Raw genomic sequence first — 16,543 nt, 5'->3', positions numbered from 1 at the left:
CCGCCAGCGCCAACGAAACAGCGCGGACAGAACGGATCATCTCGGTGAGGCAAACTTCACCCATTGGCGATGTGTTGGCCAAGAACGGTTTTACCGAACAAATGGTCAGCGCCATTGAGCGCACTATGCGCTCGGTGAACCCCTCAACTGAGGTGCGCGAAGGTTTCCGCATGCGCATTTTGTTCGGCCTGGACGCCGGCACTGAAACGCAAATCCCTTATTTGCTCAGCCTTTATAATGGCGATGAGCGCCATTTGGTGACCGTCGCCCGCACCGACCAAGGTCGCTACGTGCTCGGCGCACCGCCACCAGGCATTGAATTACCTGAAGAAGATACCGAAGAAATCAATGTCGCCAATCTGCCTTCGCTCTACCGGTCAATTTATGAGACCGGGCGCAAGCTCGATCTGAAAGACAAAACCATCGAGCGGATTGTGGCCATGTTCGCCTACGATCTCGACCTGACCAAACGGATTTCGCCAGGCGATCAGATCCAAATGTTGCAAACTGAGCCAGATGCTGATGGCAACAAGGAACTTCTTTATATCGGCCTGCAACTGGCGGGCACAGAGCGCCACATGTATCGCTTCCAAACCGAAGATGGCGTGGTCGATTTCTTTGATGAAAACGGCCAAACGGGCAAGAAGTTTTTGATGCGCCGGCCGCTTGAAGGTGGCGGACGCTTGCGCTCAAACTATGGCTACCGCATCCACCCGATTTTCAAAACCCGCAAACTCCACACCGGCGTTGACCTCGCTGCGCGCACAGGCACCCCCGTTTATGCCGGTGGCGACGGGGTGGTGAAACGGGCGCAATGGGTGTCGGGCTATGGCCGCTTTGTCGAGCTGAACCACGCAAATGGCTACCAAACCGCATATGCCCACATGAACCGCATCGCCAGTGGCATGCAACCGGGCACCCGCGTGCGTCAGGGTCAAATCATTGGCTATGTCGGGTCAACCGGTTACTCCACCGGGCCGCACTTGCACTACGAGATTAAAATCAACGGCCGCACCGTTGATCCACTCAGCGTGCGCTTGCCACGGGACAAATCATTGCCCAATAGATATCGCGCAAAGTTCGACCAGACCATGGCTCAAATCGATGATTTGATGGCGCGCGAACCGAGCGCGCCAATCAATGTGGCGGATGCAGGCAATTAACGCCTAGGACGCAATATAGTCACGCAAGGCTGCGGCTTCCCGTTCGGTTTGCTCAATCTTGCGCTTCACAATATCGCCGATTGAAACCAACCCCAGCAATTTGCCTGATTCCACAACTGGCATATGCCGAATACGTCGCTTGGACATGGTGCCCATCACCTCGTCCAACCCAACATCGCGTGAACAAGTAAATGGATCGCGCGTCATGCATTTCGACAGGCCGGTTTCGATCGCCGCGGCTCCATGCTCCCGCAAACGGCGCACAATATCCCGCTCCGACAAAATACCCACTACGCCGCCATCGGCGCCTGTGATCACCACCACACCGATATTGTTCTCACCCAGCACATCCACTGCGTCGGCGACCAGCGCTGATTCCGACAGCGTAAAGACATCGCCACCCTTCTCGTCCAGAATATCACCAATTCGCATAAATTCCTCCTCATTTACCGGGCTGCTTAAAGTATCATTTTGGCTTGAGCGATTGTGCATGTTGATGGCTCTTTTCAAACCAGGGCACCATCGCTGTAATATCTAGCAATAAATCATCGGGCACTTTCACATAGTCGCGCATCACCGCACCATGTTGAATAAAATCGCCACTCTCATATTGTGCGCGAAACGTGGCTTGATCCGCTTTGCTCAACCGAATGCCCAACACGCCATCCTTGCCCAAAAGGCTGAACATATGTCCGTTTACAGATGTGTAGGGTGACGTTTTGCCTTTGCGCTCAATATCAGCAAAGCGTTCAACCAAATGGTCGAACGCCGCCAATTGCTGGTCTGGTATCTCAACTCTGGTCGATTTACCCATCCGATTCCGCGCTCCTTAATCCAAGAATATGACGAATCGCACCGCCGTGCAATTAGACTATTGCTTGGTTCGTTCGCTTGGCCTCCTGTTGCCCGTTTGGCTGGCCCAAAATACAAAGCCGATCAACAGCGCCTGATAAGGCACCCGCACCAACAAATAGGCCGGCCCCATCTCAGCGCCGCCAAAAGGAATATAATTCAGCGCTGCAAAAATATTGGCGGGAAGAAACCCAAGCAGCATTGCCATAATGGCCCAGCCCACAAGCCGTTGCACCTGCGGCACCACAATTGCCAGCCCCAATGCAATTTCCAAAAAACCGGTCAACACCACAATCTCGATTCGCAGGGGCAAAAAGCCGGGCAACATCGCTGCCATCACGCCGGGATTGCTAAAATGAGCACTGGCGGTCATCAGCAAGAAGATCGCTAGGCCCAATCTACCCCAGAATTGCGGAGTGAAATGTCGCCCCAAGCCCACTTGTCGCGCCACCAGGGCCACCAAATTTGGCGCCAACAATGCCCCGGTTAAAAACAGCAGATTTTTGAAGTTGGACAACACCCCGCCAAGTTCAGTCAAAAAAGTCATACCACCTCGCAAGCTCAATTTGAGCCTACGACGTGCCGCGAATATGCCGCCTGTTGAAGCGCCTATTCGCCAACGGTTAAATTCATTCGTCAATCAAAAACGCGCCGTTTGCGTGGCGCGAATGCTATGCCTCACCTTCGGCCCAAACAGCCAGCACAAAGATCGCTGCGCCTGAAAGGCACAACGTTGATGTGGGGCGCGAGGCGCATATGGTCTCGTTCGTATCGATAATGAAGTGAGACGATAAACGCCTCGCGCGGTCGGTTTATGCGCTCCGATTTGAGGAATCCGGGGTGCTGACCCAATAGTCCCGCAATCTGACCAAAGCAGATTGGCCCTCGGTGTCGGGCTGAACTCAAAAAGGGCGACAGATTCTGCGTCCAAAATCTGCACCAACCTCTTCTTTCATCACAAAAGCGATGTGCCACCACTGCCCGTCAGCAGCCCACGCGGCCAAAAGAAGATGACGCCATTATACCCGCACAAACCCGCCCGGAGATAAGATTGTGTTTTTTAATGCGGTCACGCACAAAAGCCCAATTTAGTCAGGCAACTAGATGTCGGCGAGCGTGACGCAAGCGGGAAATAGCGAAATGGCCATTCGTTGACCCCGAAATTGAATTATTGGTCTCGCGACAAGAGATCCGGCAAGATTGTGATTCCCGGCGCTTTCGATAATGTTTCAAACAAGGTTTTTTGAAATAATTTTGCCCGAGCTGTATTGCGCACCTGCTCACGCTGAATCAGGAAAAATGGTTTAGGGATGGGCCGACATCCCGGCAACACTTCTTCAAATAGCCCCCTATCGATACGCTCCTGCACAAAAAAGAGCGGCGCCTTTGTAAACCCAAGCCCTTTTTCAAGCGCATGCGCGATCAGATTTGGGTCCTCTGCCGTCAAGCTGGGGGTAACGGGCACCGTCAACTTTTGCCCGCGATAGGTTACCCCAACAACGGACTTCTCGGTGTCGTCCTTATATTGGATAAAGTCCAACTGCTCGATCTCGTCTGGAGAAGTGGGTCGTCCTCTCGCGTTCAAATAGGCTGGGGTCGCTGCCAAAACCGACTGAACATCTCCAATTTTGCGGGCAACGCCACCGCCCCAACCAGGCGAACCGAAGCGGATTGCAAAGTCAATTTTCTCTTTTTCGATATCCAACAACTTGTCCGAAACAACCAGCTCAACCTCAAGGTCGCGATATTTGGACTTGAGCGCGATCACCACCTCCCCCAGATAGGTCTGGCTCAACGATTGGCCCGCGGTAATGCGAATATGCCCTGAAATGACGCCCTGCAACGAATCGAGTTCCACGCGCAGTTCATCCAACTCCTGCCCAATGCGTTGACCAAAGCCATAGGCAACTTGCCCCGCCAACGTGGCCTCAACCCCTGACCGCGTGCGCGTCAGCAGCTTCTGCCCATAAAGGGCTTCCAAGGCTTTGATCTTTTGCGAGAGCGCGGGCTGACTGATTCCAAGTGTTTTGGCTGCACCCGTCAGCGACCCCACATCCAATGCGGACACCAAACAACGCAAAGGGTGCAAGTCTTCCATAAGCATTCCTTATGCCCGAGATAACAAATCAGCAGATACAACAAATCCATCAAAATCATTACTTATACTGTTGTCTGAAATCAATAAGAGAGCAAAAATGAGCAACTCCCCCAGCAACAAACCAATAGATCGCCGCAGAGTTCTGTCCTTTATGGCGGCCGCCCCGATCATGCTCGGCGTGGTCCCGCAAGGGCGGGCCAATACAGAGCAGGCGACAGCTTCCTCGGCAAAACCAATGCATGCTGAAACCGAAATTTTCCGGCTTATGGTCGGCGAGATCGAGGTGATCGCCATCGCCGATGGATATACGGCTTTGCCAAGTCAAATCATGCTGGGTCTTGATCCGGACGAAGCGCAAGAGGCAGCGCGGCTGGCATATAAGAATTATGATCCCAATTTGATTTCGATTGCGGTCAATAGCTACGTCATCCGCACCGCAGGCACGATCATCGCCATAGATGCCGGCGCACCCAGCTTTTTGTCGCCTACCGTGGGCGCATGGCGGAACGGTTTGGACCTGGCGGGCATTGCGCCGGAACAAATTGATATGATGTTCCTGACACATATGCACACCGACCACGTGGCTGGACTTGTTGACGAAAACGGCAAAAAGACCCTGCCCCAAGTCGAACTTGTGCTCTCAGAAACGGAATGGACTGATTCCTTTGACGACGAGAAAATGGCCTATTTGCCAAAAGAGTTTGCGCCATTCGTGCAATATTCACGCGGACAGGTGCTGCCGTATAAAGATCAACGCAATTTGGTCAGCATGAAAAAAGAAACCGAAATTGCGCCCGGCGTGTTTGCGGTGCCCCTGCCCGGCCATACCATGGGACATATGGGCGTGCGCATTCAAAGCCAAAATCAAAGCCTGATGATTTGGGGCGACATTATTCACTCGCCAACCTATCAGTTCAGCCATCCGGAATGGTCCACTATTATTGATGCGGACCCGGCCCTTTCGGCCGCAGCGCGCACCAAACTGCTTGATCAATCCGCCGCAGATCGCACCATGGTGGCGGGGATGCATTTGGACTTCCCCTCACTTGGATATGTTGAACGCCAGAATAACAGCTATCGCTATATTTCTGCCCCACGTAACTACGGCGGCTAAAGCGCAAGGCCCGGCGTGCAAATGCCGGGCTTACCACCTCTTGTGGCCCGACACCTCACCGTGCCCTTGACAGTTGTGAAAAGGCGGCGCGCAATTAAAGCTATGTTTAATTGATATTTGGGAGGTAGCTATGTCCAGATGGGTCACTGCGCCGGGGCGCGCCGACGACTTGAATTTCAAAACATTGCAGGAGGGCGAGGTTTCAACCGCCAAAAAAGACAATGCGATCGAACGCATTGCCAAATATGTGCCGGCTGAGATATTGGCCGGCTTCACCGCGCTCTATTCGGCACTGATCGCCATGGCGCTGAGCGACAATGAAAAGCTGATCGGCGCGGCAATTCTCATTGCCGTCTTTTTTGCCACCACCATCGCCTATATCATCAAATACACGCCTGATAATGCCAGTCGAAAAGCCCATTTGGCCGTAACGCCGTTGGCGTTTCTCGCGTGGTCCTACGCAATTTCCTCCGCGGTCTTGGGCGATTATTATCTGCCCCTCTTCGCCTTTGCGGCGCAGGTTGTGGTGATCGCCCTGTCGATCATCGTGAAGCCGGGCGAATAGGCGCGATGGAAAAAAGAAAACCCGGCACTTAAAAAGCGCCGGGCTTCCTTCATCGTTGAGGAGGAGTGTGAATTATTGGGCCGCGCTGGGCACCTCATTATCGTCAATGCTGGTCCCGTCGGTGGAGAAGGCGAGCTTATCGCCTTCCACATCAACCGTGACCTTTTGGCCATCAACAATTTTGCCGCTCAAAATCTGCTCGGCGAGTTCGTCTTGCAGATTGCGCTGAATCACCCGTTTCAAAGGCCGCGCCCCGTAAGCCGGGTCATAGCCTTCATTGGCAATCCAATCACGCGCGGCGGGACTGAGTTCGATCTCAATATCGCGCTCATCAAGCAGCTTGCGCAAACCTTTCAGCTGCACATCCACAATGGCACCCATATCGGACCGGGCCAAGCGGTGGAACAACAAGATCTCATCCACCCGGTTCAAAAACTCAGGCCGGAAGTGACTTTTCACCGTGTCCATCACCTTGCCGCGCACCAGATCAACCGGCTCGCCTTCTTGCTGCTCAACCAAATATTCAGAGCCAAGGTTTGAGGTCATGATCACCAACGTATTGCGGAAATCGACCGTACGGCCCTGACCATCAGTCAGGCGGCCATCATCGAGCACCTGCAACAGCACGTTGAACACGTCTGGGTGCGCTTTTTCGATCTCATCAAACAAGATCACCTGATAAGGCCGACGGCGAACCGCTTCGGTCAACACGCCCCCCTCATCATAGCCAACATAGCCTGGAGGCGCGCCGATCAACCGAGCGACGGAATGCTTCTCCATAAATTCAGACATATCCAGCCGCACCATGGCGGTTTCATCGTCGAACAGGAAGTCGGCCAAGGTTTTGGTCAATTCGGTTTTACCCACGCCAGTTGGCCCAAGGAACATAAATGAACCCATGGGGCGATTCGGGTCTTGCAACCCGGCCCGCGAACGGCGCACCGCTTTCGAAACGGCGGTCACGGCTTCGTCCTGGCCGATCACGCGCTTGCCCAGTTCATCTTCCATGCGCAACAGCTTGTCGCGTTCGCCCTCGAGCATTTTATCGACAGGCACACCGGTCCAGCGGCTCACCACATGCGCAATGTGCGCCGGACTCACCACTTCTTCCAGCATCGCTTCGGTGACATTGTCGGTGTCGCCATCATCTTCCGCTTCAGCGGCAGCAATCTTTTGCTCCAGCTCGGGAATGACGCCATAAGCCAACTCACCAGCACGACCCAGATCACCGGACCGTTGGGCGTTTTCAAGCTCGGTACGCGCATGGTCCAACTCTTCTTTGAGTTTTTGCCCGGCGCCCAACCGTTCTTTTTCAGCCACCCAACGCTGGTTCAGCGCATTGGCTTCTTCTTCCAGATCTGAAAGCTCAGCTTCCAGTTTTTCCAACCGCGCCTTTGAGGCATCGTCGGTTTCTTTTTTCAGCGCTTCCCGCTCAATCTTCAATTGAATGATGCGGCGGTCCAACTCGTCCAAGGCTTCGGGCTTGCTGTCCACCTGCATGCGCAAGCGTGCTGACGATTCGTCGACCAAATCGATGGCCTTATCTGGCAAAAAACGATCCGTAATATAGCGATTCGACAAGGTGGCCGCAGAGACCAAGGCGCTATCAGAAATGCGCACCCCGTGGTGCAGCTCATATTTTTCCTTCAAGCCGCGCAGGATCGAAATCGTGTCTTCAACTGTGGGTTCGGACACAAAGACAGGCTGAAAGCGCCGCGCCAAAGCTGCGTCCTTTTCAACATGCTTTTTATATTCGTCCAACGTTGTGGCGCCCACACAGTGCAGCTCGCCCCGTGCCAAGGCAGGTTTGAGCAAGTTAGACGCATCCATCGCGCCATCGCCTTTGCCCGCGCCCACAAGCGTGTGCATCTCGTCAATAAAGAGGATGATTTTCCCCTCTTCCGATTGCACTTCATTGAGCACGGCTTTCAAGCGCTCTTCAAACTCACCGCGATATTTCGCGCCAGCAATCAGCGCGCCCATATCCAATGATAAGAGCTTTTTGTTTTTCAGGCTTTCAGGCACATCGCCATTGATGATTCGTAGAGCCAACCCTTCGGCAATCGCGGTTTTACCCACGCCCGGCTCACCAATCAAAACAGGGTTGTTTTTGGTACGGCGTGACAAAACCTGCACCGCGCGGCGAATTTCTTCGTCACGTCCGATCACAGGGTCCAATCGGCCATCGCGGGCATCTTGGGTCAAATCACGGGCATATTTTTTCAACGCGTCATAGCCCTCTTCAGCGCTTTGGCTGTCAGCGGTGCGGCCTTTGCGCAAATCATTGATCGCATCATTCAAACCATTGGCCGTCACCCCGGCAGCAGCCAAAGCCTTGCCGGCATCGGTGTCTTTTTCAATGATCAAGGCCAGCAGCAACCGTTCAACGGTGACATAGCTGTCGCCCGCCTTATCAGCCGCCTTTTCAGCGGTTTCAAAAACACGCGCCATTTCCCGGCTCAAATAGAGTTGGCCAGCATCACCGGATACGGATGGGATTTTTTTCAAAGCCGCTTCTGTTGCAGCATGCACAGCTTTCGCATCACCGCCTGCCCGTTGGATCAAACCAGAGGCCATGCCTTCATTATCGTCCAAAAGGACTTTTAACAGGTGCAAAGGCGTAAATTGCTGGTGACCCGCAGAAAGCGCGCCAGATTGGGCAGATTGAACAAAACCGCGTGCCCGCTCGGTATATTTCTCGATATTCATATCTCAACTCTCCATCTCTCGCCCATTCTAAGCCGCCTAAAAAGCACGGGTTAAAACGTCTCGAAGCGTTGTTTGTTTCAACTTATCCATTGGCGCCCATCTTGGCACGCCGGACTGTTAAGTTAGATATAGGTACGCTTCGGGGGGATAAAAGAGCCAAATTCAAAATAAAGCGCTCTTTTGGCTCCCTTTTTAGAAAAAATGGGTGACGCCACCAACCACAATCATGGCCGCACCAAGCTTGAAAATCCAGCCCGCAACCTGCTGCTGGCGATAGCCTTTTTGGCCCTTCTTCACTTCTTCAAAATTGCCCAAAACCGGCACTTTGGAGGGGCCATCTTTAAAGCCACCGCCAATCATATGCACAACCCCACCGGCCAGCGCGACAAGCCAGCCGATCATAAACAAATTAAAACCGTTGCTCTCCAACAGCGCCAACAATGATTCAAACATACTTTTCTCAATTATTTTAAGGACGGTCGCAGTTTACCGCCCTTTAGCCAAATGTGCCAGCCATTGGCAGAAATGCGCACATGCGTTAAATTACCGCCAACACATTTGGCAGGCCAAACATAATGAACCAAATCTCTTCGATCCAATCACCAGCGACGCCCCGCAAAGTCACACCGAAAAAAGTTGCGATATTGATCTATGATCAACTTTGCACCTTTGAATATGGAATCGCGGTGGAAATCTTTGACACCGTCCAATCCAAAACCGTCCCGCTTTATCAATGCGAAACCGTGCCGATCGAATCGGGCGACTTGCAGTTGGCCGGCGGGTTGCAAACATCTTGTCAGGCACAGTTTGATAGGCTTTCCACCTTCGATCTGATCATTGTACCCGGTTGGCCGCCCCACAAATCAGTATCGCCAGAAATCACAAATGCGCTTCAAGCTGCCATGCACACAGGCGCGCGCTTTATGACCATTTGCTCCGGCATCTTTTTGCTGGTGCGCGCCGGGCTCACCCACGGCAAAACCATCACCACACATTGGCAATATATAGATCAATTGGCGACGGAAGCCACGACCGCCCAAGTGGAAGAAAATGTTCTTTATTGTGGCGATGCGCAGATCATGAGTTCCGCCGGGTCAGCAGCGGGTTTTGATCTCGGCCTGGAAATTGTGCGGCAGGATTTTGGCACCCAGGAAGCAAACCGCGTGGCGCAACGTTTGGTGCTGCCCGCGCACCGCGAAGGCGGCCAAAAACAATTTGTGCCCCGCCCCATCGCGCACCCGCAAAAGGGCAGCTTGGCAAAATATCTCGATCAGGTGCGGCAAAAGCTGGACGAACCTTGGCCGATCAAAAAACTGGCCAATCTATGTCACATGTCTGAACGCACGTTGATGCGACGATTTCAAGAAATTGTTGGCCTCAGCCCAAGCCAATGGCTGAACCAGGAGCGAATCTATTTCGCCCGATCATTGTTGGAAAAAGACCATTTCACCATGGATGAAATTGCGCAAAAGGCGGGTTTCAACACGCCTGAAACCATGCGTCATCATTTCCGCACCCAGCTTAACATCAGCCCGGCACATTATCGCAACCAGTTTTTGGCCATAAAAAAGGACGGCTAAACCGTCCTTTGAATTATTCTGCTGCAGCGGCTTTTTTAGCAGGAACTTCCTGCGCCACGTCATCGTCAGATCCCAACTTGGGCTGCGGTGCATCGGCCAAATCAGAATCGCCAGTCGGCTTGCGACGTGGACGACGCGCACGCGGTGCGCGTTTTGGCTTTTCTTGCGCCATCTCATCATTGGCTGGCGACTCCGACGCATCGTCGTCGTTTTGCTCAGTTTCTGATGTGGGCGCTTCTTTCTCTGCCGTCATTTCAGCTGACTTATCGTCATCGGCTTGATCATCATCGTCGCGCCCTTGGCCACGATCTTGATCATCCCGCTCACGACGTTGCTCTTGCCGTGCCTGATTCTGCGCTTGCGCCGCAGAAATGATGCGGAAATAGTGCTCGGCGTGCTGAAAATAGTTTTCGGCCATGACTGAATCGCCAGAGGCCTGTGCGTCGCGCGCAAGCTGCACATATTTCTCAGCAATGTGAGACGCGTTGCCCCGCACCTTCATATCAGGTCCGTTGCTCTCATAATTGCGAGAAAGTGGATTGACGTTTTTCCGACCGTTACCACGGCCGCGTGAACGTTTATTCTGTTGTCCAGGTCTCATACGATGACTTCAAACTTTTCTTACATTTGCGCCGAAAAGAACGCACCAAACCGTAACTATCACATTGCCCCCAAAACGTGTGGTTTGGATGTGACTTGTTGTTGGTCGCTATATGCCGGCTGTCCAGCTTGCTGGGGGGCAAAATCACCCTAGATGTACAGGTAAAATTTTGCGGTCAATGAATGAACATCAATCCCAACTAGCACTGGCAACCTATATGCTTCGGAAAAATTTTCCAAGTGAAAAATTTTAACTCAGGCCATTCCTATGGGCATTTGCCCAGTTTCACCAAGAAATCTGGGCAACTCTATTGTGCCCAGAAAGATCTTTGAAAAAGGTTACTTGCGTCGCCCCAGCATTTTCCGCGGCATTTTGCAGCCGGGTAGCCTGCTGAAAACCAATTTCAAACAATATGATTCCATCGGGCTGCAACCAGTTTTGCGCGACGGCCAAAATTTCAAAATAAGCCGCCATCCCCTCATGCGCCGCGAACAGCGCGGCCTCTGGATCGAAATCCAAGGCCTCCTGATTCATATCTGCACGCTCGCTTTGCGCAATATAGGGCGGATTAGAAACGATCAAATCAAATCGCTGATCAGTTGGCACTGGGTCAAACCAACTGCCACACTTGAGGTCTAGACGCCCATCAACGCCATGCGCGGTGGCATTTTGTGCCGCCATCTCCAACGCGCCCGCAGCAATATCCGTCGCCAAACCGGAAACATCGGGGCGCTCCGCCAAGATACTCACGGCGATGCACCCCGTGCCGGTGCCCAAATCGACAAATCGCCCGCCTGAAGGCAGCGATTTGATCGCATGCTCCACCAGCAGCTCCGTTTCGGGCCGTGGCACCAACGTGTCTTTATTGACGCCAAATGGACGCCCATAAAACTCGGCCCGCCCCAAAATGCGCGCCACCGGTTCATGCGCCAAGCGGCGTTCGCCAAATTGCACCATGCGCGCCTCGATCTCAGGCGGCACAAGATCACGTTCTTTAGAGATTAATTGAGCTTGCTCGACGCCGGCGGCGGCGCACAACAACAGCCGCGCATCCAATGCAGCGGTTTCAATGCGGTTTTCGGCAAATCTTTGTCGCCAATATTGGCGCAATTGCCCAAAGCGCACGCCGTCAGAATACGGCTGATTAGCTATTGTCGTCATCCATCGCTGACAATTGTGCCGCCTGATTCTCAGTGATCAGGGCATCAATCATCTCGTCCAGCGCCTCACCTGCGATCAATTTATCCAGCTTATAAAGCGTGAGATTGATCCGGTGATCTGACACCCGACCTTGCGGGAAATTGTAAGTTCTAATCCGTTCTGAACGGTCACCGGACCCCACTTGGTCGCGCCGCGCTTCAGCCCGCGCGCTGTCGCGCTCTTGCTGCTGCATATCATAAAGCCGCGCTCGCAAAACCTTCATCGCGTTGGCGCGGTTTTGGTGCTGCGACTTTTCCGATGAAATCACCACAACCCCTGTAGGAATGTGGGTGATGCGCACCGCACTATCGGTGGTGTTCACGTGCTGACCACCCGCGCCAGAGGCCCGCATGGTATCAATACGCAAATCCTCATTGCGGATGTCAATGTCGATATCTTCCACTTCAGGCAACACGGCCACGGTGGCGGCGGACGTGTGAATACGACCACCCGATTCAGTTTCCGGCACCCGCTGCACCCGGTGTACACCAGACTCAAATTTCAAGCGGGCATAAACGCCGTTGCCCTTAATGCTGGCGACAATCTCTTTATAGCCGCCCATATCGCCTTCGCTTTCCTCAAGGATCTGGACTTTCCAGCCATTGAGTTCAGCGTGGCGCTGATACATGCGGAACAAATCCCCCGCGAACAATGCAGCTTCATCACCGCCCGTGCCCGCGCGCACTTCCAGAATCGCTGATTTGTCGTCAGCCGCATCTTTGGGCAACAACATCAGGCGGATTTCTTGCGTCAGCGATTCGATCTTTTCTTTCAGCTCATCGCGCTCAAGTTCAGCCATTTCGGCCATTTCCTTGTCGCCCGACGCCAAAATCTCATTGACCCCTTCAAGATCAGACTGCGCAGATTTGAACTCGCGAATCTTATCAACATAGGGCTGCAGATCCGAATATTCCTTGGACAGCTTCACATAGGTTTCCGGGTCGGGATGGGCCGCCATCTCGCCTTCAACCGTTTCAAAGCGGTGCAACAAAGCATCCAATTTTTCTGCAGGTAGTTTCGCCATAACAGCTCAGACTTTCACTTATAGAGGTAGATGTTGGCGGTCCGCCAAATCATAAATCAAATCGCGAATGACAAGCGGCTCGCCGCCCTCATCCAACGCGGCGCATATTTGCCCACGAAAGGCTTGAAGATCAAGAGACAAGACAAGTTCTTTGATCTGGCCCACCGAGGACGCTGCCATGCTCAATCGATCAATGCCGATGGCCATCAGCGCAAGCGCTTCAATCGGGCGTCCGGCCAACTCACCACACATGGTCAGCGGCACATTATATTTTTTCGCTGCATCTGCAATATGTTTAAATGCGCGCAGACGCGGAATGGCAATCGGATCATAGCGCCGCACCACACGAGAATTGGCCCGATCCGACGCCGTAAGGAACTGCACCAGATCGTTGGACCCGATGGACACGAAATTCGTCATCGGCAACAAATGATCCAATTCAAACAATAGCGACGGCACCTCAATCATCGCGCCCAAGCGCAACTTAGAGGGCCGCTCAAAGCCTGCATTGTCCAACCGCTTCAATTCCACATCGAGCACCTTGCGTGCTTCGCGGAACTCTTCAGCGTCGGTGACCATGGGCACCAAAATATCCAACTCGCGGCCGTTCGCCGCCTGCAAAAGGGCGCGAATTTGTGTACGGATTAACCCGGGCCGATCCAGCGCCAAACGCAATGAGCGCCAGCCCATCGCTGGGTTTTCTTCCGCCTCGGCCCGCAAATAAGGCACCACCTTGTCGCCGCCAATATCGAGCAAACGGAATACGATGGGGCGATCGCCAACCAGTTCCATTGCTTCGCGATAAAGCTCGACCTGTTCCGCCAACCGCGGCAGCTTCGAGGCGATCATAAATTGCAATTCGGTCCGAAACAGGCCAATGCCGGCCGCGCCCGTATCCTCAATCGCCGGCAAATCAGCAATCAACCCGGAATTGTGCAGCAAAGTGATCTCGGCCCCGTCACGCGTGATCGCAGGCTTGTCACGCAAAGCAGCAAAGCGCTCTTGCCGCTTGGCACTCATGCGCACTTTGTCAGCATAAGTTGCGGCCACATCAACCGATGGGCGCAAATGCACAACGCCTTGCTGGCAATCCAGAATAATATCGTCGCCCGTTTCGCACATAGCGGCGATATTCTCGACCTGTCCGCAAACGCTGAGCCCCAGCGAACGCGCCACAATCGAGACGTGGGCGGTCATCCCGCCCTCTTCAAGCACCACGCCGCGCAGCTTGCGCCGATCATATTCCAGCAATTCTGCCGGGCCCATATTCCGCGCCACCAAAATAGTGTTGTCCGGCAATTCATGGCCAAACACTTTGGTGCCGCCGGTCAAAACCCTGAGCAATCGGTTGGCCAAATCATCAAGGTCATGCAGGCGATCACGGATATAAGGATCGGTTTGCCGCATCATGCGCGCGCGGGTGTCATTTTGCACCCGTTCAACCGCCGCTTCCGCCGTCAGGCCCGCGCCCACCGCTTCACGCAGCCGCCGCACCCAGCCCCGGTCATGGGCGAACATGCGGTAGCTTTCCAAAATCTCACGATGTTCCGAGCGCGCCTGCATATCGCCGCGATTGAACATGTCGTCAATCGTCACCCGCATGGTGCGGATCGCGGATTCGAGGCGCTCTTTTTCCTGGTCCACGTCTTCGGCAACAAAATTCATCACCACAACCCGAGGGTCATGCACAAACACTTTGCCCAGCGCGATGCCATCGGAATAGCCAGCCGCCTCAAGGCTGCGTGGCCGCCGCAATTCAATCTCGGACCCCGGCGTGATCAGGCTGTCAAACTCGGTGGTCGAGACCATTTCAGCCAACAAGGTGGCCGTGGTCATCAACGCTTCGGTTTCATCTTCCCGATAAAGCCGGCTTTCAACCGACTGAACGTCCAACACCCCAAGGGTTTGCCCCGCACGCAGCACTGGCACCCCCAAAAAGGATTGGTAAGGATCTTCACCGGTTTCCGGGCGATAGGCAAAGGCCGGATGCTTTGGCGCATCAGCCAGATTGAGCGACATGGCTTCTGACGCGATAAGGCCCACAAGACCCTCGCCCAACCGCAAGCTGGTTTTGTGCACCGCTTCGCGCTTCAAACCATGGGTGGCAAAAAGCTCCAAGGCACCATCATCGCGCAAGACATAGAACGAGCACACATCGGCCCGCATACTGTCCGCGATCAATTCAACGATCTTATCCAGCCGCTCCTGAATGCCCAATGACTCTGCCATTGTTTCGCGCAACCTGCGCAGCAATTCACGTGGGCCAGCTATTGTGTGTGCCATCCGCCCCTCAGCCCGCCGTAGCGGGCTGCCTTATTGGGCCAAATCGGCTTATGCCTCTGCTATATCCAGGCCATAATAGGTGTGGAGTGCCCGCACCGCCAATTCGGCATATTCCTCCTCGATCAACACACTGGTCTTGATCTCAGATGTCGTAATCAATTGTATATTAATACCCTTATCAGATAGGGCGCGGAACATGGACGCCGCAACGCCCGCGTGAGACCGCATCCCCACCCCAATAACCGAAATTTTGGCCCCGCCTTTGGAGCCGGAAATCGAATCAAATTCTAAACTTGTTTCCCCCGCTTCTTTAAGCACCGTCAGGGCCTTGTCAAATTCAGCGTCCGGAATTGTAAAGGTGATGTCGGTGGATTTGCCGTCATCAGAAATGTTTTGCACAATCATATCCACAACGATTTGCGCATCGGCCAACGGGCCAAATACGGCGGCTGCCACACCCGGATTGTCTTTCACGCCGCGCAATGTGATTTTCGCCTCTGATTTGGCGCAGGTCACACCGGAAACAATTTGCTTTTCCATAATCTCATCCTCATCACACACCAATGTGCCTGGACCTTGCCAGTCGCCATTCTCACCCAAGGCCGGAACCTGATCGGGGTCATCAAAACTTGAGCGCACCACAAGGCGCACTTTTTTCGCCATTGCCAATTCAACTGAACGGGTTTGTAGCACTTTTGCCCCAAGCGAGGCCATTTCCAGCATCTCTTCAAAGCTGATCCGCTCAATCCGCTGCGCTTTCGACACAATGCGCGGGTCAGTCGTATATACCCCGTCCACATCCGTATAAATATCACACCGATCAGCGTCCACCGCTGCGGCAACTGCCACCGCGCTTGTGTCCGACCCGCCGCGGCCAAGCGTGGTGATCCGCCCATGCGGCGACACGCCCTGAAACCCGGTGACCACGCACACAAGCCCCGCATTCATCCGATCAAACAGCAAATCCGGGTCGATATTGGTGATCCGCGCCGACCCATGGGCATCGCTGGTTTCAATCGGCACCTGCCACCCGGCAAAAGATCGCGCAGGCACGCCCATCTCTTGCAACACAACCGACATCAACCCGGCCGACACTTGCTCGCCAGAGGCCACGATCGCATCATATTCACGCGCATCATGCACCGGCGCCGCTTCGCGTGCCAAAGCCACCAACTCATTGGTCTTGCCAGACATGGCAGACACCACAACACACACCTTGTGGCCCGCGTCCACTTCACGTTTTACATGCCGAGCCGCATGTCTAATCCGCTCAATGTCGGCCACCGAGGTGCCGCCAAATTTCATTACAATTGTCGCCATGGCGCGCTTTCCTAGTATTATTCTGCCCGATTGG

The 16,543-nt window shown here is 53.9% G+C and carries 15 protein-coding genes (1 of these 15 cut by a window edge); 4 read left to right on the top strand and 11 right to left on the bottom strand.

Annotated elements, in window-relative coordinates:
- A protein-coding gene (locus MXMO3_RS03105; protein WP_117394912.1) for a M23 family metallopeptidase crosses the window boundary here: on the top strand, positions 1 to 1,163 show its 3' portion. The gene continues 799 nt to the left of window position 1, outside the view; 1,163 of the gene's 1,962 nt are visible here — the last part of the coding sequence; its start codon lies beyond the left edge, outside the window; the stop codon is at positions 1,161 to 1,163.
- Positions 1,164 to 1,166: 3 nt separating this feature from the next.
- Here MXMO3_RS03105 and MXMO3_RS03100 read toward each other — a convergent pair whose 3' ends face one another.
- The 4 genes from MXMO3_RS03100 to MXMO3_RS03085 all read right to left on the bottom strand — a co-directional run bounded on the left by MXMO3_RS03100 (position 1,167) and on the right by MXMO3_RS03085 (position 4,113).
- Positions 1,167 to 1,595: a CBS domain-containing protein gene (locus tag MXMO3_RS03100; RefSeq protein ID WP_027836094.1), complete on the bottom strand. Its 429-nt coding sequence runs from the start codon at positions 1,593 to 1,595 to the stop codon at positions 1,167 to 1,169.
- 34 nt (positions 1,596 to 1,629) lie between these two features.
- The gene (locus MXMO3_RS03095) at positions 1,630 to 1,977 is read right to left on the bottom strand and encodes a hypothetical protein (protein WP_205468066.1); all 348 of its coding nucleotides are present in this window, start codon (positions 1,975 to 1,977) and stop codon (positions 1,630 to 1,632) included.
- A 57-nt stretch (positions 1,978 to 2,034) separates the two neighbouring features.
- Complete coding sequence (locus tag MXMO3_RS03090) at positions 2,035 to 2,562, bottom strand: DoxX family protein (protein WP_117394911.1); 528 nt, start codon at positions 2,560 to 2,562, stop codon at positions 2,035 to 2,037.
- 621 nt (positions 2,563 to 3,183) lie between these two features.
- A complete protein-coding gene (locus tag MXMO3_RS03085) occupies positions 3,184 to 4,113 on the bottom strand; it encodes a LysR family transcriptional regulator (protein WP_162889111.1) in 930 nt (309 codons plus the stop codon).
- A 97-nt stretch (positions 4,114 to 4,210) separates the two neighbouring features.
- On the opposite strand from MXMO3_RS03085, the gene MXMO3_RS03080 reads away from it, so the two are divergent.
- The gene (locus MXMO3_RS03080) at positions 4,211 to 5,227 is read left to right on the top strand and encodes an MBL fold metallo-hydrolase (protein WP_117394909.1); all 1,017 of its coding nucleotides are present in this window, start codon (positions 4,211 to 4,213) and stop codon (positions 5,225 to 5,227) included.
- A gap of 130 nt (positions 5,228 to 5,357) precedes the next feature.
- Positions 5,358 to 5,792, top strand: coding sequence for a hypothetical protein (locus MXMO3_RS03075; RefSeq protein WP_117394908.1), 435 nt, complete (start codon positions 5,358 to 5,360; stop codon positions 5,790 to 5,792).
- Positions 5,793 to 5,864: 72 nt separating this feature from the next.
- Here the strand turns inward: MXMO3_RS03075 and clpB are convergent, their stop codons facing one another.
- Positions 5,865 to 8,501, bottom strand: a complete 2,637-nt coding sequence (gene clpB, locus MXMO3_RS03070) for an ATP-dependent chaperone ClpB (RefSeq protein ID WP_117394907.1) — start codon at positions 8,499 to 8,501, stop codon at positions 5,865 to 5,867.
- A 192-nt stretch (positions 8,502 to 8,693) separates the two neighbouring features.
- On the bottom strand, positions 8,694 to 8,954 hold the full coding sequence (locus MXMO3_RS03065; protein ID WP_117394906.1) for a hypothetical protein: 261 nt from the start codon (positions 8,952 to 8,954) through the stop codon (positions 8,694 to 8,696).
- Positions 8,955 to 9,076: 122 nt separating this feature from the next.
- Between MXMO3_RS03065 and MXMO3_RS03060 the strand changes: the two genes are divergently transcribed.
- A complete protein-coding gene (locus MXMO3_RS03060; protein ID WP_117394905.1) occupies positions 9,077 to 10,081 on the top strand; it encodes a helix-turn-helix domain-containing protein in 1,005 nt (334 codons plus the stop codon).
- A 13-nt stretch (positions 10,082 to 10,094) separates the two neighbouring features.
- Here the strand turns inward: MXMO3_RS03060 and MXMO3_RS18925 are convergent, their stop codons facing one another.
- From MXMO3_RS18925 to MXMO3_RS03035, 5 genes are all read right to left on the bottom strand, one after another.
- Entirely contained in the window at positions 10,095 to 10,682 is a 588-nt protein-coding gene (locus MXMO3_RS18925) for a DUF4167 domain-containing protein (RefSeq protein ID WP_245985793.1), read from the bottom strand.
- Positions 10,683 to 10,967: 285 nt separating this feature from the next.
- Positions 10,968 to 11,843, bottom strand: a complete 876-nt coding sequence (gene prmC / locus MXMO3_RS03050; protein ID WP_117394904.1) for a peptide chain release factor N(5)-glutamine methyltransferase — start codon at positions 11,841 to 11,843, stop codon at positions 10,968 to 10,970.
- Positions 11,827 to 12,906: a peptide chain release factor 1 gene (prfA, locus tag MXMO3_RS03045; protein WP_027836090.1), complete on the bottom strand. Its 1,080-nt coding sequence runs from the start codon at positions 12,904 to 12,906 to the stop codon at positions 11,827 to 11,829. Before prfA ends, prmC begins: the two co-directional genes overlap by 17 nt.
- An 18-nt stretch (positions 12,907 to 12,924) precedes the next feature.
- On the bottom strand, positions 12,925 to 15,189 hold the full coding sequence (ptsP, locus tag MXMO3_RS03040) for a phosphoenolpyruvate--protein phosphotransferase (RefSeq protein ID WP_117394903.1): 2,265 nt from the start codon (positions 15,187 to 15,189) through the stop codon (positions 12,925 to 12,927).
- 48 nt (positions 15,190 to 15,237) lie between these two features.
- Positions 15,238 to 16,509, bottom strand: a complete 1,272-nt coding sequence (locus tag MXMO3_RS03035) for an aspartate kinase (RefSeq protein WP_027836088.1) — start codon at positions 16,507 to 16,509, stop codon at positions 15,238 to 15,240.
- Positions 16,510 to 16,543 lie beyond the last annotated feature (34 nt).

The sequence above is a fragment of the Maritalea myrionectae genome (assembly GCF_003433515.1).
Classification (GTDB): Bacteria; Pseudomonadota; Alphaproteobacteria; order Rhizobiales; family Devosiaceae; genus Maritalea; species Maritalea myrionectae.
This window is presented reverse-complemented; position numbering and strand designations above follow the sequence as displayed.